This window comes from Streptomyces sp. NPDC012769 (assembly GCF_042901205.1).
Classification (GTDB): domain Bacteria; phylum Actinomycetota; class Actinomycetes; order Streptomycetales; family Streptomycetaceae; genus Streptomyces.
Genome location: NZ_JBIBCP010000002.1, coordinates 346,506 through 363,063, shown reverse-complemented (window position 1 = coordinate 363,063; position 16,558 = coordinate 346,506). Strand labels below are relative to the sequence as shown.

The window sequence follows — 16,558 nt, the reverse complement described above, 5'->3', positions numbered from 1 at the left end:
CCGGACGCGAAAGGCCCGGTACGAAAGACCCCGGACGCGAAAGGCCCCGGACGCGAAAGGCCCGGCTCAACCCGTCGTCACGGCCCCCTGCGGGTGGGGGGCGGTGGCGACCGAGTCGATCCGGGCCAGGACGTCGTCCGCGCCGTACGGCTGGAGGTAGGGCAGCCACCGCGGGTCGCGGTGGCCGGTTCCGATGATCCGCCAGGCCAGACCGGTCGGCGGGGCGGGTTGGTGCCGCAGCCGCCAGCCCAGCTCGCGCAGGTGCCGGTCGGCCTTGACGTGATTGCAGCGGCGGCAGGCCGCCACCACGTTCTCCCAGGCGTGCGTCCCCCCGCGGCTGCGCGGAATGACGTGGTCGACGCTGGTTGCGACGCCACCGCAGTACACGCAGCGTCCGCCGTCGCGGGCGAACAGGGCTCTGCGGGTCAAGGGAACGGGCCCCCGGTAGGGGACCCGCACGAACCGCTTCAGCCGCACCACACTGGGCGCGGCGACGACACGGCTCTCGCTGTGCAGGAAGGCGCCGGACTCCTCGAGGCAGAGTGCCTTGTTCTCCAGGACGAGGACGAGCGCGCGGCGGAGCGGTACGACGCCGAGCGGCTCGTACGACGCGTTGAGGACCAGGACGTGCGGCACGGATGCCTCCTATGACGCCGGCGGCGCGTGGCTCGCGCCGGGACGAAACTGCTCTCAGTCTCTCCTCATGCCTGGCCGGTGCGCCACCACGTGGACGTAATGGCCCTGGGGTGTTCTCGACCACATCGGCACGCATCCGGGAGTCTTCCCCGGCCGCGGTCCGTCTCTTCCTGTGCACACGTCGACCGGGGTACCGCTCTTCCCCCGTTAGTGTGGATGAATTGCGAACGCCTTCCTGGAGGTCCCCCGTGCCGCCCGTCCTCTGGTCCGCCGCCCCGCGCGCCGCCGACGATCCGACGCAAGTACCGGTGACCCTCGACGAGGCGGCCGAGAAGGCGACGAACGCCGCGGGCTGGGTGGAGCAGAACTGGTCCACCTGGCTGAACACCGGTCTGAAGATCCTGCTCATCCTGGTCGTGGCCCTCACCCTGCGGATGCTGGTCAGGAAGGCGCTGACCAAGCTGATAGACCGGATGAACCGGTCGGCGCAGGCGGTGGAGGGCACGGCCCTGGGCGGTCTGCTCGTCAACGCCGAGCGGCGCCGGCAGCGCTCGGAGGCGATCGGCTCGGTGCTGCGCTCGGTGGCGTCGTTCGTGATCCTGGGCACGGCCGGGCTGATGATCCTGGGCGCCTTCAAGATCGACCTGGCGCCGCTGCTCGCCTCGGCCGGTGTGGCGGGTGTGGCGATCGGTTTCGGTGCCCGCAACCTCGTCACGGACTTCCTCTCCGGTGTCTTCATGATCCTGGAGGACCAGTACGGCGTGGGTGACTCGGTCGACGCGGGGGTGGCGTCCGGCGAGGTGATCGAGGTCGGTCTGCGGGTGACGAAGCTGCGCGGCATCGACGGCGAGATCTGGTACGTCCGCAACGGCGAGATCAAGCGGATCGGCAACCTCAGCCAGGGCTGGGCGACGGCCGGCGTCGATGTGACGGTCCGCCCGACGGAGGACCTGGACCGGGTCCGCGAGGTGATCCTCGAAGCGGCCGAGGCGATGTCCAAGGAAGAGCCGTGGAACGAGCGGCTGTGGGGCCCGGTGGAGGTCCTGGGTCTGACCGAGGTGCTGCTCGACTCGATGACGGTGCGGGTCTCGGCGAAGACGATGCCGGGCAAGAAGCTGGGTGTGGAGCGCGAGCTGCGCTGGCGCATCAAGCGCGCGCTCGACGCGGCGGGGATCCGTATCGTCGGCGGCGTCCCGGCCGCGGCGGAGGAGACCGCGGCCGACCCGGCGGCGGGCATGGCCGCGCCGTCGGCCTTCGCCTCCCCGGCCTCGCCGCAGTCGGCGGCGGCGACGCCGCTGCCGAGGCCGGACCTCAGCAAGTAGTCGTCCCATGCGAACGAGGGGCGCCCGCGCCGGTGACGGCGGGGCGCCCCTCTCGTACGACCCCACCGGTCGGGGGCGGTGAGCCGGTGTCTTCCCCCGAAGTGGGGGCCGGTCCGTGGTGGGCGGGGGCCCGGGCCGGGAGGATGCCTCCCATGGCCGTCGACCAGGACCTTCTTCCCGCACGTTCCGCCCAGGCGGGCCCGCTCGCCTTCTGCGCGGGGGCGGCCGTGGGGGTGCTCGGCGGCATGATCGGTCTGGGCGGCGCGGAGTTCCGCCTGCCGCTGCTGATCGGCGTCTTCGGTTTCGCCGCGCTGTCCGCCGTGATCCTCAACAAGGCGATGAGCCTGGTGGTGGTGCTGGTCGCGCTGCCCGCCCGCCTGGTGGCGGTGCCCGCCTCGGAGCCGGCGGCCCACTGGCCCGTCGCGGCCAACCTGCTGGCCGGCAGCCTGGCGGGCGCCTGGGCGAGGGCGTCCTGGGCGGTGCGGATGCGCGGGGCGACCCTGTACCGGGTGCTGGCCGCGCTGATGGTCCTGATGGCGGCGGCCCTGGTGCTCACGCACACCACCACCGTGGACGCGCTCGCGCTGCCGCCGTGGGCCCAGGTGACGTGCGGCGTCGCGGCCGGCTTCGGCATCGGCGTGGTCGCGGCGATCATGGGCGTGGCCGGCGGCGAGCTGCTGATCCCGACGATCGTGCTGCTCTTCGCGGTGGACGCCAAGACGGCGGGCAGCCTCTCGCTGCTGGTCTCCCTGCCCACCATGCTCGTCGCCTTCGCCCGCTACAGCCGCGACGGCAGCTTCGCGGTCCTGGGCGCCCACCGCCGCTTCGCCGTCGTCATGACGGCCGGCTCGATCACCGGCGCCCTCCTGGGCGGCCTCCTCCTCGGCGCGATCCCGACCCCCTTCCTGATCCCTGCCCTGGCCCTGATCCTGCTCATCTCCGCGGCGAAGGTGGCCCGGCACGCCTGAGCGCGGGGCGCCGGGGGCCCGTACGGCGGGTGACCGCCGCGTTCCCGGGTATTGACGGGCCGTCGGCCGTCGCCTTACCTTCCTCCCAACCGAATAGGAAACTTTCCTAACAGTGCAGCTCGTCAGCGAGGCAGGTGGCGCGTCCATGGCCGGTACGACTCCGGGCACCCCCGGCACCCCCGGCACCCCCCGGGTGCTGCGGGCCATGAACGACCGGGCCGCGCTCGATCTGCTGCTGGCGCACGGGCCGCTGTCGCGGACGCGGATCGGGAAGCTGACCGGTCTTTCCAAGCCGACCGCCTCGCAGCTGCTGGCCCGGCTCGAGGCCGCCGGGCTCGTCGTCGCCACCGGGACCACCGAGGGGCGGCCGGGGCCCAACGCGCAGTTGTACGCGGTGAATCCGCGGGCCGCCCACGCCGCCGGGCTCGACGTCAGCCCCGAGCGGATCCACGCGGCCGTCGCCGACCTCACCGGCGAGGTCGTGGGCGAGTTCCGGCTGCCGACGCCCGGGCGGGGCGCCGACGACGTGGTGCGGCAGGTCGTCGACGCCCTCGACGGGGCCGTCAAGGACGCCGGGCTCGCCCTCGGGGACGTACACCGCCTGGTCATCGGCACTCCCGGCGCCTTCGACCCGGCCACCGGGCGGCTGCGCTACGCCTCCCACCTGCCCGGCTGGCACTCCCCCACCCTCCTGGAGGAGCTGGCCGTCGCCCTGCCCATGCCGTTCGAGTACGAGAACGACGTCAACCTCGTCGCCATCGCCGAACAGCGCCTCGGCGCCGCCCAGGGCCACGACAACTTCGTGCTGCTCTGGAACGAGACCGGCCTCGGCGCCGCCCTCGTCCTCGGCGGCCGGCTGCACCGCGGCTCCACCGGCGGCGCCGGCGAGGTCGGTTTCCTTCCGGTGCCCGGCACCCCGCTCGTCCGGCAGGTCGCCAAGGCCAACTCCGGCGGCTTCCAGGAACTGGCCGGCGTCCAGTCGGTGCCCAGGATCGCCAAGGCGTGCGGGATCGACACCCGCGAGCAGCCGTACGTGGAGGTCGCGGCCCGGCTGCTCGCCGAGGCCGCCGAACGCCACACCGAGGACGAGCGCCACGCCCGCCTGCTCGACACCTACGCGGAACGGCTCGCCACCGGGCTCGCCGCCCTCGTCGCCGTACTCGACCCGGAACTGATCGTGCTCTCCGGCGCGGCCGTCAGCCCCGGCGGCGAGCCGCTGCGCGCCCGCGTCCAGGCCCAGCTCGCCGACCTCGCCGCCGCCCGGCCCCGGCTGGTCCTCGCCGCCGTCGACCGGCAGCCCGTCCTGCGCGGGGCGCTCGAATCGGCCCTCGCCACCACCCGCGACGAGGTCTTCGACACCTCTCGCTGAGCCTCGCCGCCCCTGACGCCCACGTCCCGCTCGTCCTCCGCCGTCCCACCCGTCCCAGGGAGAACCCGTCATGCCCGCACGCCACCGCAGGCCCGTCGCCGCTCTCGCCGCGACCGCCTCCATAGCGCTCTTCGCCTCCGCCTGTACCGGCTCCGCGAACAACGGGGCGACCGACGACCCCGACGCCCGGACCCGGATCACCTTCTGGCACGGCTGGAACGCCCCCTCCGAGGTGCGGGCCATCAATGACAGCGTCAAGCGCTTCGAGAAGGCCCACCCCCACATCAAGGTCGACGTCGTCGGCAACATCAACGACGACAAGCTCAACCAGGCGCTTCGCACCGGCGGTTCGAAGGGCCCCGACGTCGTCTCGTCCTTCACCACGTCCAACGTCGGCAAGTTCTGCTCCTCGGGCGCCTTCGCCGACCTCGGCCCCTTCATCGAGAAGTCGAAGCTGGACCTGGACAAGATCATCCCGAAGACCCTGCTCGACTACACCCGGTTCGAGGGCAAGCGCTGCGCGATGCCGCTGCTCACCGACGCGTACGGCCTCTACTACAACAAGGACGCCTTCAAGAAGGCCGGCCTCGACCCCGAGAAGCCCCCGAAGACCTACTCCGAGCTCCTCGCCACCGCCAAGAAGCTCACCAAGGCCAAGGGCGACGGCTTCGAGCAGCTCGGCTTCATGCCGAACTACCACGGCTACGAGACCACGACCGAGCACTACCTGGGCAGCTGGGGCCCCTCGTACTTCGACGCGAACGGCAAGTCCGCCGTCGCGTCCGACCCGGCCTTCGCCGAGATGATGACCGTCCAGAAGAAGATGGTCGACGAGCTCGGCGGCTACGCGAAGCTGGAGAAGTACCGCACCACCTTCGGCGACGAGTGGGGCGCCAAGCACCCCTTCCACACCGGCCAGGTCGCCATGCAGCTCGACGGCGAGTGGCGGCTCGGCATGGCCACCGACGCCAAGGTGCCGTTCGAGATCGGCGTCGCCCCGATGCCCGTCCCGGACGGCTCGGCCGCCGACTACGGCAAGGGCTTCCTGTCCGGCACGATCATGGGCATCGCCCCGCAGAGCAAGAAGCAGAACGCCGCCTGGGAACTGGTCAAGTTCATGACCACGGACACCGAGGCCGTCGTCGCCTTCGCCAACGGCATCCGCAACGTGCCCTCCACCTTCGAGGCGCTCAAGTCCCCGAACCTGAAGTTCGACCCGCGCTTCAAGACCTTCCTCGACATCGCCCGGCACCCGAAGTCCAACACCCCGGCGGGCGCGGTCAACGGCGCCGCCTACCTCAACACGATCCAGGACTTCGCCCTGCAGTACGAGAAGGGCGCGGTGACCGACCTCAAGGCCGGTCTGGAGGAGACCGCGGCGCAGATCGACACCGACATCGCCAAGGCGAAGTGACCGCATGGGCGCGATCACCCTCCGCTCGAAGCGCCGCCGCGCGGCGCTTCGTACGGCGGCCTTCCTGTCACCCTGGCTGATCGGGTTCAGCGTCTTCTTCGCCTACCCGATGCTCTCGACCGTCTACTTCTCCTTCACGCACTACGACGGCTTCGCCGCCCCGACCTTCAACGGCCTGGACAACTGGACGTACGTCTTCTCCGACTACCCCATGTTCTGGCCCGCGCTGCGCAACACCCTGTGGCTGGTGGTCGTGATGGTGGCCTGCCGGGTCGTGTTCGGCCTCGGAGTCGGCCTGCTCATCACGAAGATCAAGACCGGCGCCGGCGTCTTCCGCACCCTGTTCTACCTGCCCTACCTGGCCCCGCCGGTCGCGGCGACCCTCGCCTTCGTCTTCCTGCTCAACCCCGGCACCGGACCGGTCAACTCGGTCCTCGAAGGGCTCGGCGTCCCCGCGCCCGCCTGGTTCAACGACGCGGCCTGGTCCAAGCCCGCCCTCACCATGCTCGCGGTGTGGGGCGTCGGCGACCTCATGGTCATCTTCATGGCCGCGCTGCTCGACGTACCGAAGGAGCAGTACGAGGCCGCCGAGCTGGACGGCGCCTCCGCTCTCCAGCGGTTCCGCTACGTGACGCTGCCGAACATCTCGCCGATCGTGATGTTCGCCGTGGTCACCGGCGTCATCCAGGCCATGCAGTACTACACCCAGCCGCTGGTGGCCGGAAAGGTCGCCTCCGGTGTCATCGGCGGCTCCGGCCAGCAGTTCGAGCCCGGCCACCCGGACAAGTCGACGCTGACCCTGCCGCAGCTCGTCTACAACCTCGGCTTCCAGCGCTTCGACTACGGAGCGGCCTGCGCCACCGCCCTCGTCCTCTTCGCCCTGGCCATGCTCTTCACCGGGCTGCTCATGCGCCGCCGCGGCGGTCTCGTCCAGGCAGGTGACTGACCTTGAGCCAGGTACTCGACACCCCGAAGGCACCGGCCCGCACCCCCGCTCCGGGATCCGCGCCGGCCGCCCGGGTCGCCCGCCGCAAGGCGCTGCTGCACTGGATCGCGGTGCACTCGCTGGGCGTCGCCGCCGCGCTGTTCTTCGTCCTGCCGTTCGTCTTCGTACTGCTCACCTCGCTGATGAGCGACCATCAGGCGCTCACCCGCGACCTCACCCCGGACACCTGGGAGTGGGACAACTACGTCCGCGTCTTCGAGACGCCGGGCTTCCTCATCTGGTGGCGCAACACCCTGCTGTACGCCGGGCTCGGCACCGTCCTGACCGTGCTGTCCTCGATACCGGTGGCGTACGCCCTCGCCAAGTTCCGCTTCCGCGGCAGCCGGCTGGCGCTGATGCTGGTCATCTCGATGATGATGCTGCCGCCGCAGGTCGTGATCATCCCGATGTACCTGTTCTGGGCCAAGCAGCTGGACCTGTCCGGCACGCTGTGGCCGCTGATCATCCCGATGGCCTTCGGCGACGCGTTCTCCATCTTCCTGCTGCGCCAGTTCCTGCTGACCATCCCGAACGAATACCTCGACGCGGCCCGCGTCGACGGCTGCGGCGAACTGCGCGCCCTCCTCAGGGTCGTCCTGCCGATGGCGAAGCCGGGGATCGCGGCCGTCGCGCTCTTCCAGTTCTTCGCCGCCTGGAACGACTACTTCGGGCCGCAGATCTACGCCTCCGAGAACCCGGCCGCGTGGACCCTGAGCTACGGCCTGGAGTCCTTCAAGGGCGCGCACCACACCGACTGGAATCTGACCATGGCCGCGACCGTCCTGGTCATGGCCCCTGTGATCCTCGTCTTCTTCTTCGCCCAGAAGGCGTTCGTCGAGGGCGTCACACTGACCGGAGTGAAGGGCTGACTGATCGTATGAAGCTCGCTGTCGTGGGGGGCGGCTCCACCTACACCCCCGAACTGATCGACGGATTCGCGCGGCTGCGCGAGACCCTGCCCCTCACCGAACTCGTCCTCGTCGACCCGGCGGCCGAGCGGCTCGACCTGGTCGGCGGCCTGGCCCGGCGGATCTTCGCCAGGCAGGGCCACGGCGGGAGGATCGTCACCACCTCCGACCTCGACGCCGGAGTCGACGGCGCCGACGCCGTCCTGCTCCAGCTGCGCGTGGGCGGACAGGCCGCCCGCGAGCGGGACGAGACCTGGCCGCTGGAGTGCGGCTGCGTCGGGCAGGAGACCACCGGCGCCGGCGGACTCGCCAAGGCGCTGCGCACGGTCCCGGTGGTCCTGGACATCGCGGAGCGGGTGCGCCGCGCCAACCCGGACGCCTGGATCATCGACTTCACCAACCCCGTCGGCATCGTCACCCGGGCCCTGCTCCAGGCCGGCCACAGGGCCGTGGGCCTGTGCAACGTGGCGATCGGGTTCCAGCGGAAGTTCGCCGCCCTCCTCGACGTGGCCCCGGCCGACGTGCACCTCGACCACGTGGGGCTGAACCACCTGACGTGGGAGACGGGGGTACGGCTCGGCGGACCCGAGGGCGAGAACGTGCTGCCGCGGCTGCTCGCCGACCACGGCGACGCCATCGCCGACGACCTCAGGCTGCCGCGCTCCCTGGTGGACCGGCTCGGCGTCGTCCCCTCGTACTACCTGCGCTACTTCTACGCGCACGACGCCGTCGTCGAGGAGCTGCGCACCAAGCCGTCGCGGGCGGCCGAGGTCGCCGCGATGGAGAAGCGGCTCCTGGAGATGTACGGGGACCCGGCGCTCGACGAGAAGCCGGAGCTGCTCGCGAAGCGCGGCGGCGCCTTCTACTCGGAGGCGGCGGTGGACCTGGCCGCCTCGCTGCTCGGCGGAGGGGGATCGCCGTACCAGGTGGTCAACACGCACAACAACGGGACACTGCCGTTCCTGCCGGACGACGCCGTGATCGAGGTGCAGGCGGCGGTCGGTCCCGGCGGTGCCTCGCCGCTGCCGGTCGCGCCGCTCGACCCGCTGTACGCCGGGCTGGTCGCGAACGTCACCGCCTACGAGGAGCTGGCCCTGGAGGCGGCGCTGCGCGGCGGGCGGGACCGGGTGTTCAAGGCGCTGCTCGCGCACCCGCTGGTGGGGCAGTACGGGTACGCCGACGGGCTCACCGACCGGCTGATCGCGCACAACCGGGAGCACCTGGCGTGGGCGTGAACGGGGCGCTGCTGGCGATCGACGCCGGCAACAGCAAGACCGACGTCGCGGTCGTCGCCCGGGACGGCACGGTCCTCGGCGAGGCGCGCGGCGGCGGCTTCCAGCCGCCTGTGGTGGGTGTGGAGACGGCGACCGACCGGCTCGCGGAGATCGTCGGCCGAGCGTGGGAGGCGGCCGGGGGCGAGGGGTCGCCGCCCCGCTTCGCCCACGTCGCGGCCTGTCTGGCCAACGCCGATCTGGCGGTGGAGGAAGAGGGGTTGAAGGCCGCCCTGGAGGCGCGCGGCTGGAGCCGCTCGGTCCAGGTCCGCAACGACACCTTCGCGATACTGCGGGCCGGGATCGACGAACCGCGGGGCGTGGCCGTGGTGTGCGGGGCGGGGATCAACTGCGTCGGCATGACGCCCGACGGGCGGACCGCGCGCTTCCCCGCGATCGGGAAGATCTCGGGCGACTGGGGCGGCGGAGGCGGCCTGGCCGACGAGGCGCTGTGGTTCGCCGCGCGCGCCGAGGACGGCCGGGGCGGGCCGACCGCGCTCGCCCGCACCCTGCCCGCGCACTTCGCCCTCCCGACGATGTACGCCCTGATCGAGGCCCTGCACCTGGGGCACGTCCCGCCGGCGCGGAAGCACGAACTGACGCCGGTGCTCTTCCGTACGGGCGCGGAGGGCGATGCGGTGGCCCGCGCCCTGGTCGACCGGCAGGCCGAGGAGGTCGTGGCGATGGCCTCGGTCGCCCTCGGGCGGCTCGGGCTGCTCGGCGAGGAGGCGCCGGTGGTCCTCGGCGGCAGTGTGCTGGCCGCGCGGCACCCGCTGCTCGACGGGCGGATCCGGGAACTGCTGGCCGTGAAGGCCCCGAAGGCGGTGGTCCGGGTGGTGACCGCGCCGCCGGTGCTGGGCGCCGGGCTGCTCGCGCTGGACGCGTGGGGGGACGGCCCCGAGGCGGCGGCTCGGCTGCGGGAGCACTACGCCTGAACCGGGTCCGTGCGACGCGGGGCGTCCCTCCGGGGGCGCCCCGCACGCATGTTCACCCGTTCGAGGACGTTCGGGGCGGAACCGATTCCGGCCGGGCGACGTATTCAGAGTGCAGGGGGTTGATGGGGGGTTCGCCTGCGGAAGCGACAGAGCCATGGGGCACGATAGGAACAAGATCGAGTCATTTCCGGTGTACGGGACGGACACGGCGGCCATACTGCTGGCCGGGTAGTCGTCCGCCGTCCCACCGGCAGGACGGGTCGACGTCTCAGACCGAGGGGGAGGTCACGTGACATACCCGCCGAACGCGCCCGCCGCCTCGGCGGCGCAGGGCACCACAGGCGCGCCCGCGCGGCCGGTTTCCGGCGTGCCCGCGCAGCCCGCGGCGCCCGTGGGATCCGGGGCGGTTCCGCCGCCCGCGGCGCCCGGCGCCTGGGCCGAGGGCCGCGAGATACTGCGCCGGGCCGCCACCACCGAGCCGGGCCGGCTGAGGATCCTCGGCGCCGTCCTGGCGCTCCTCGTGGTCGCCTTCGGGGCCGTCACGGCCTTCGAGGTCGCCGACCGTGCCTCGTCCGCGGACGACGTGGTGGGCCGCAGCCAGCCGCTGAGCGCCGACGCCGCCGACATCTACCGCTCCCTCGCCGACGCGGACGCGACCGCCGCGAGCGGCTTCCTGGCCGGGCCGCAGGAGTCCGCGCAGATCCGCCAGCGGTACACGGACGACGTGACCACCGCCTCCCGACTGCTCGTCAAGGCCGCCGCCAGCACCGACGCCGACGGCGGGTCGGCCCGCGAGATCGCCACCCTCAGCGAGCACCTGCCGCGCTACACGGGCCTGATCGAGCGCGCCCGCGCCGCCAACCGGCAGGGCCTGCCGCTCGGCGGCGCCTATCTGCGGTACGCGAACCAGACGATGACGCAGCAGCTGCTGCCGGCCGCCGAGCGGCTGTACGCGGCGGAGACCGAGCGGCTGCGGCAGGACGACGACGAGGCGCGCGCCTGGCCGTTCCTGTCGATCGGCCTCGGGCTGCTCGCGCTGGCCGTCCTGGTGTGGGCCCAGCGCCGCAACTACGCGATGACGAACCGGGTGTTCAACCGGGGCCTGGTCGCCGCGACCGCGGCCTGCCTGACCGCCCTGCTGTGGCTGCTCGCCGGACACGGTCTGGCCCGCGCCGGTCTGAGCGACGCCCGGGCGCACGGCCAGGAGTCCCTCCAGGTGCTCAACGAGGCCCGGATCAGCTCCCTCAAGGCCCGTGCCAACGAGAACCTGACCGTGGTCGCGCGCGGCGCCGTGCTCACCGAGGACGGCAAGCGGGACAAGTACGAGGCGGACTACGCGAGCAGCGCGGCCGCTCTGGCCTCCGCGCTCGATGCGGCCCGGCGGCTCGCCGACGACGAGGCCGGCCGGACCCCGGTCGCCGAGGCCACGGCCCGCACCGGCGAGTGGCGCGGGCGCCACCAGCAGGCCCGGGAGCTGGACGACGCGGGCGACTTCACCGGCGCCATGAACAGGATCATCGGCAGCTCGCAGTCGACCGGCCAGTCCTTCGACCAGGTCGACGCGGCCCTCGGCCGGGCCCTCGCCCATGAGCAGGACGAGTTCACCCGTGCCGCCGAGGGCGGCCGTGACGCGCTGACCGGCCTGCCGCTGGGCGCGGCCGCGCTCGGCGTGCTCGCCGCGGCGGCCGCCGTGACGGGCATCAACCGCAGACTGTCGGAGTACCGGTGAGAGGGGGCGGGATGCCGGACGGCGTCGAGCGGACGAACGGTACGGGCGGCCGGGTACCGGATGGCACCGGTGCCGCGACGCCGGCCCACGGCCCCCACCCCGGTGCGGCGGGACCGAGCGCGGGTGCGGGTCCGGCCCCGACCCGGCCCGCGCGGCGGGTGCTCGGGCGGTCGCGCGGGTGGGGTGGGGTGGGCGCCATGGCCGTGGCCTGTGCGCTGACCGCCTCGCTGGCGCTGGTCGCCCTGCCGCGCACCGCTGCCGACGAGGGCGGGGCGTCCGGCGGCTCGGGTCCCGGGGTGGGCCGGGGCGTGCAGGTCAGCGCGGACAGCGCCGAGACCTGCCGGGACCCCGAGGCGTCGCTGACGCCGTCGAGTGTCGACGGCCCGGCGGTGACCCGGATCAAGGACCGCGGCAAGCTCGTCGTCGGCGTCGACCAGTCCAGCTACAAGTGGGGCTTCCGCACCCCGCCCACGGTCACCCGGCTGCCCGACGGCTCCGTGAAGGAGGAGCCGGGCCGTCTGGAGGGCTTCGACATCGACCTGGCGAAGGCCATCGCCAAGGCGATCCTGGGCTCCGAGGACGCCGTCATCTTCCGCACGATCCCGACCAACCAGCGCATCGCCGCCCTGGAGAGCGGCAAGGTCGACCTCGTCGTGCGCACGATGACGATCAACTGCAAGCGCATCCAGCAGGTCGCCTTCTCCACTGCCTACTTCGAGGCGGGCCAGCAGGTCCTCGCCCCCAAGGCCTCCCCCATCACCGGCTACGACGCGTCGCTGAGCGGCAAGCGGGTGTGCACGGCCGAGGGCTCCACGGCCTACGAGGCCCTGGAGGAGAAGTCGTTCGGCGCGGTCTTCAAGGAGACCGGCGACGGCACCAAGGACGACCCGGACCTGCTGACCGTGCCCAACCAGCTGGACTGTCTGGCCCGGCTCCAGATGGGCGAGGTCGACGCGATCGTCACCGACAACGCGCTGGCCGCGGGACAGGCCGCCCAGGACCCGGCCGTCGAGCTCAAGGGCAGCCGGTTCACCACCGAGTACTACGGCGTGGCCGTGAAGCTCGGCAACGACGACCTGGTGCGCCGGGTCAACCAGGTCCTCGTGCAGTACCGGCAGGGCCCCTGGCAGGCGGCGTACGCGAAGTGGCTGAAGGCGGACCTGCCCGGCATAGCCGGGCCGCCCGCCCCCAAGTACAAGTAGAGCGAGAGGTGATCGATGGGCGTCGCGGGACTCCCCGGGCCGGTAATGGACCGGGACGAGGTGGACCGTGCGCTGGCGCGGCTCGGCGCGGAGCACAAGGCGGTCGAGGACTCGCTCCTCGCGCTCCAGGACCACGCCGGCCGCAGGCTGCTCGAGGGCGCCGAGCTGACCGGCACGACCCGGGACCGCTGGCAGGCCACCGAGCGGACGATCACCCTGCTGTGGGCGTACTTCGACGCGTACACGGCCGCGCTGCACGACGCCCGTGAGATCCGCGCCCGGCGGCGCTGGCCCGGCCGGGAGGAGCTGGCGGAGCTGACCGACCGGCTGCGTGGCGAGAGCGTGCACGTGTCGGGCGGGGCGCGCGAACAGGCGCTGCTGACCGAGCGGTTCACCCTGGACGGGCTCGTGCGGCGGATGAACGAGCTGTACGCGGCCTCGCTGGACGTGGTGGTCACCGCCGACGCCGTCTGGTCGGCGCTGCCCGCGCGGATAGACCTGCTCGCCGCCGAGCTGGGCCGGACCCGGTCGCTCGCGCACTCGGTCGGGGTGCGGCCCGGCGAGCATCCGGCCGGGGACGAGCTGGAGTCGATCACGGCCGAGCTGGCCGCGCTGCGCGCCCAGGTCGTGTCCGATCCGCTGGCGTTCTGGCGGCCGGCCGAGGGCAGTTCGGCACCCGGCGGCGGCCGTCCGGACACCACGCGGTACGACACGGCGGCCCGCGCTCTGGAGGACATCCGGCGGGAGATCGAGGCGGTGCTCCAGGTCCGGCAGGACTCGGAGGACCGGCTGCTGCGGCTGCGGGACGTGCTGTCGCGGGCGGACCGTACGCTCGCCGAGGCCCGGGCGGCCCGCGGCGAGGTCCTCGCGAAGATCGCCGCCTCGGAGGTGCCGGCCGTCAGCGGACCGCCGACGGCGCTCCAGGAGCGGCTGGCCACGGCCGCGGAGTACCGCAGGCACGCCCAGTGGCACCGGCTCTCGCCGCTCCTGGACTCCCTGGAGCAGGAGGCGGAGGACGAACTGCTGCGGGCGCGCGAGTCGTTGACGGCGGTGACCGCGCCGCTGGCGGTCCGTGCCGAGCTGCGCGGCCGGCTCGACGCGTACAAGGCGAAGGTGGCCCGGCTCGGCGCGGCGGAGGACCCGCTGCTCATCGAGCGGTACGACGCGGCCCGCCGGATGCTGTGGAGCGCCCCGTGCGATCTGCGGGCCGCCGAGCAGGCGGTGCTGCGCTATCAGCAGGCGGCGGCGGAGACGCTGTCCGGGCCGAGGGACAGCAGGGGAAGTCAGTGGTGAGCGGGGAGTCCGGAGTGAGCAGCTGTCAGCGCCCGTCGTGCGAGGGCTCGTACGAGGACATGGGAAGCGGCGAGCTGTACTGCGACACCTGCGGTCTGGCACCGGTGGTGGCGCCCGGCGGCATGCTGCGGTCGACGCGGACCGGGGTGGCGGTGCCGGGCGCCGGCACCGCCACCGCCGGGCGCGGTTCGGAGTCGGCCCGTTCCCTCTCGGCCGCATCGGCCGCCTCCTCGCGCACGTCCTCGGGCACGTCCTCGCGCTCGGCGCGTTCCTCGGCGTCCCGGCGATCCGTCTCCGGGCGGCTGTCGCGCTCGCTGTCGGGGCAGAGCACGGCCCGTTCGGTGTCGGTGCGCAGCTCCGGTTCGACCGGCGGGCAGTCGGGCCGGGGCCGGCTCGGCGCGGGTCTGGTGACGGTGCCGGAGGTGCCGCGACCGGACCCGCGGGCGGCGGTGATGGCGAAGCCGGAGGTGCCCGAGAGGAAGCGATTCTGCTCGCGTTCCGACTGCGGCGCGCCGGTGGGCCGTTCGCGCGGGGACCGGCCGGGCCGCACGGAGGGCTTCTGCACCAAGTGCGGTCACCCGTACTCCTTCGTGCCCAAGCTGCGCGGCGGGGACGTGGTGCACGGCCAGTACGAGGTGGTGGGCTGTCTGGCCCACGGCGGTCTCGGCTGGGTCTACCTCGCCGTCGACAAGGCGGTCTCGGACCGCTGGGTGGTCCTCAAGGGCCTCCTCGACACCGGCGACCAGGACGCCATGGCCGCGGCGATCTCCGAGCGCCGCTTCCTGGCCGAGATCGAGCACTCCAACATCGTCCGCATCTACAACTTCGTCGAGCACCTGGACCAGCGCACCGGCTCCCTGGACGGCTACATCGTCATGGAGTACGTGGGCGGCAAGTCCCTCAAGGAGATCGCCAACGACCGCCGTACCCCGGACGGACGGCGCGACCCGCTGCCGGTCGAGCAGGCCTGCGCGTACGGCATCGAGGCCCTGGAGGCCCTGGGCCATCTGCACAGCCGCAACCTGCTGTACTGCGACTTCAAGGTCGACAACGCGATCCAGACCGAGGACCAGCTGAAGCTGATCGACATGGGCGCGGTCAGGCGGATGGACGACGACGAGTCGGCCATCTACGGCACGGTCGGCTACCAGGCACCCGAGGTGGCCGAGGTCGGCCCGTCGGTGGCGAGCGACCTGTACACGGTGGCCCGCACCCTGGCGGTGCTGACCTTCGACTTCCAGGGCTACACGAACGTGTTCGCGGACTCGCTGCCCGAGCCGGACGGCATCGAGGTCTTCCGCACGTACGAGTCGTTCTACCGCTTCCTGGTGCGGGCCACCGACCCGGACCCGGCGCGCCGGTTCGCCTCCGCGCAGGAGATGGCCGAGCAGCTGACGGGCGTGCTGCGGGAGGTCGTGGCGCTCCAGTCGGGCCGCCCGCGCCCCGCCCTGTCGACGCTCTTCGGCGCCGAGGTGCGGGTCACGGACACGGAGCTGTTCGCGGAGCTCGACGACGACGTGTCGGTCCTGGGCGCGCGCGAGACCCGCCGCCGGAGACGGAACGCGCTGCCCACGTCCGTGGGCGGGCGGGCCGGCAGCTTCCTGCGAATGCTCGACGTGCCGGCCACGGCGCTGGCGCTTCCGGTGCCGCGGGTCGACCCGGGCGACCCCAACGCCGGCTTCCTCGCCGGTCTGCTCGCCGCCGCCCCGGCCGAGCTGATCACCGCGCTGCACGCGGCGCCCGTCGCCTCGCTCGAACTGCGGCTGCGCGAGCTGCGGGCCCGCCTGGAGATGGGTGACCTCGGCGCGGCCGGACAGGCGCTCGCCACCCTGGAGCAGGGCTACGGCGACGACTGGCGGGTGGTCTGGTACCGGGGCGTCACGTCCCTGATCGGCGGCGACCGGGAGAGCGCGGCGCTCTCCTTCGACGCGATCTACGACGCCTTCCCCGGCGAGCCGGCGCCCAAGCTGGCGCTCGGGGTGTGCGCCGAGGTGCTCGGCCAGCTGGACAACGCGGCGGAGTACTACCGCCTGGTGTGGACGACCGACCCCAGTTACGTCAGCGCGGCCTTCGGTCTGGCGCGGGTGCAGCTGGCGGCCGGCGACCGGGCGGGCGCGGTGCGCACGCTGGAGTCGGTGCCGGAGTCGTCCATCCACTACACGGCGGCCCGGGTCGCCGCCGTGCGGGCCCGGCTGCGCCGGCGGCCCGCGAACGAGCCGCTGGGCACCGACCTGACCGCCGCGGCGGCGCAGGTGTCCGCCTTGCAGGGCTTCGGCCTGGACGCGGTGCGCCGCGAGCGGTTGTCCACGGAGGTGCTCGGCACGGCGCTCGACTGGGTGCTGTCCGGCAGCCCCGGCGGCGACCCGGCCGGCACGGTGCTGCTCGGCAGCGCGCTGGACGAGCGCGGACTGCGCTTCGGCCTCGAGCGCTCGTACCGGGTGCTCGCCCGGCTCGCCCAGCGGGGCGAGGAGAGGATCGAACTGGTGGAGCGGGCCAACCGCTTCCGCCCCAGGACGTGGGTGTGAG

At 73.0% G+C, this 16,558-nt stretch carries 13 protein-coding genes; 12 read left to right on the top strand and 1 reads right to left on the bottom strand.

The annotated features are described in order from the left end of the window. Positions 1-66: 66 nt before the first annotated feature. The gene (locus ACFY7C_RS10470; RefSeq protein WP_356699745.1) at positions 67-636 is read right to left on the bottom strand and encodes an HNH endonuclease; all 570 of its coding nucleotides are present in this window, start codon (positions 634-636) and stop codon (positions 67-69) included. Between the two features lie 248 nt (positions 637-884). Between ACFY7C_RS10470 and ACFY7C_RS10465 the strand changes: the two genes are divergently transcribed. The 12 genes from ACFY7C_RS10465 (at position 885) to ACFY7C_RS10410 (ending at position 16,557) form a co-directional block, all read left to right on the top strand. Continuing rightward, complete coding sequence (locus ACFY7C_RS10465; RefSeq protein ID WP_389646899.1) at positions 885-1,958, top strand: mechanosensitive ion channel family protein; 1,074 nt, start codon at positions 885-887, stop codon at positions 1,956-1,958. A gap of 152 nt (positions 1,959-2,110) precedes the next feature. Then, positions 2,111-2,926 (top strand): TSUP family transporter, encoded by an 816-nt coding sequence (locus tag ACFY7C_RS10460; protein WP_389646896.1) that lies wholly within the window; start codon positions 2,111-2,113, stop codon positions 2,924-2,926. Positions 2,927-3,071: 145 nt separating this feature from the next. Continuing rightward, positions 3,072-4,295: an ROK family protein gene (locus ACFY7C_RS10455; RefSeq protein WP_389646893.1), complete on the top strand. Its 1,224-nt coding sequence runs from the start codon at positions 3,072-3,074 to the stop codon at positions 4,293-4,295. A gap of 70 nt (positions 4,296-4,365) precedes the next feature. Next, positions 4,366-5,709 (top strand): ABC transporter substrate-binding protein, encoded by a 1,344-nt coding sequence (locus tag ACFY7C_RS10450; protein WP_389646890.1) that lies wholly within the window; start codon positions 4,366-4,368, stop codon positions 5,707-5,709. 4 nt (positions 5,710-5,713) lie between these two features. Continuing rightward, positions 5,714-6,655, top strand: a complete 942-nt coding sequence (locus tag ACFY7C_RS10445; protein WP_389646887.1) for a carbohydrate ABC transporter permease — start codon at positions 5,714-5,716, stop codon at positions 6,653-6,655. A 2-nt stretch (positions 6,656-6,657) separates the two neighbouring features. Then, positions 6,658-7,563, top strand: coding sequence for a carbohydrate ABC transporter permease (locus ACFY7C_RS10440; protein ID WP_389646884.1), 906 nt, complete (start codon positions 6,658-6,660; stop codon positions 7,561-7,563). An 8-nt stretch (positions 7,564-7,571) separates the two neighbouring features. Further along, positions 7,572-8,837: a 6-phospho-beta-glucosidase gene (locus tag ACFY7C_RS10435; protein WP_389646882.1), complete on the top strand. Its 1,266-nt coding sequence runs from the start codon at positions 7,572-7,574 to the stop codon at positions 8,835-8,837. Then, positions 8,828-9,808, top strand: coding sequence for an N-acetylglucosamine kinase (locus ACFY7C_RS10430; RefSeq protein ID WP_389646880.1), 981 nt, complete (start codon positions 8,828-8,830; stop codon positions 9,806-9,808). The genes ACFY7C_RS10435 and ACFY7C_RS10430 overlap by 10 nt, the downstream gene beginning before the upstream one ends. A 289-nt stretch (positions 9,809-10,097) precedes the next feature. Beyond that, on the top strand, positions 10,098-11,537 hold the full coding sequence (locus ACFY7C_RS10425; protein ID WP_389646878.1) for a hypothetical protein: 1,440 nt from the start codon (positions 10,098-10,100) through the stop codon (positions 11,535-11,537). A 197-nt stretch (positions 11,538-11,734) separates the two neighbouring features. Further along, positions 11,735-12,739, top strand: a complete 1,005-nt coding sequence (locus ACFY7C_RS10420; RefSeq protein ID WP_389646875.1) for a glutamate ABC transporter substrate-binding protein — start codon at positions 11,735-11,737, stop codon at positions 12,737-12,739. A 15-nt stretch (positions 12,740-12,754) separates the two neighbouring features. Further along, entirely contained in the window at positions 12,755-14,032 is a 1,278-nt protein-coding gene (locus ACFY7C_RS10415) for a hypothetical protein (RefSeq protein ID WP_389646872.1), read from the top strand. A 59-nt stretch (positions 14,033-14,091) separates the two neighbouring features. Continuing rightward, entirely contained in the window at positions 14,092-16,557 is a 2,466-nt protein-coding gene (locus ACFY7C_RS10410; RefSeq protein ID WP_389649443.1) for a tetratricopeptide repeat protein, read from the top strand. Position 16,558: the final 1 nt, after the last annotated feature.

Excerpts from the sequence above, each read along its gene's own strand:
- ACFY7C_RS10460 (WP_389646896.1), top strand. The coding sequence starts at position 2,111 with ATGGCCGTCGACCAGGACCTTCTTCCCGCACGTTCCGCCCAGGCGGGC.
- ACFY7C_RS10455 (WP_389646893.1), top strand. The coding sequence starts at position 3,072 with ATGGCCGGTACGACTCCGGGCACCCCCGGCACCCCCGGCACCCCCCGG.
- ACFY7C_RS10450 (WP_389646890.1), top strand. The coding sequence starts at position 4,366 with ATGCCCGCACGCCACCGCAGGCCCGTCGCCGCTCTCGCCGCGACCGCC.
- ACFY7C_RS10445 (WP_389646887.1), top strand. The coding sequence starts at position 5,714 with ATGGGCGCGATCACCCTCCGCTCGAAGCGCCGCCGCGCGGCGCTTCGT.
- ACFY7C_RS10435 (WP_389646882.1), top strand. The coding sequence starts at position 7,572 with ATGAAGCTCGCTGTCGTGGGGGGCGGCTCCACCTACACCCCCGAACTG.
- ACFY7C_RS10420 (WP_389646875.1), top strand. The coding sequence starts at position 11,735 with ATGGCCGTGGCCTGTGCGCTGACCGCCTCGCTGGCGCTGGTCGCCCTG.
- ACFY7C_RS10415 (WP_389646872.1), top strand. The coding sequence starts at position 12,755 with ATGGGCGTCGCGGGACTCCCCGGGCCGGTAATGGACCGGGACGAGGTG.
- ACFY7C_RS10410 (WP_389649443.1), top strand. The coding sequence starts at position 14,092 with ATGGGAAGCGGCGAGCTGTACTGCGACACCTGCGGTCTGGCACCGGTG.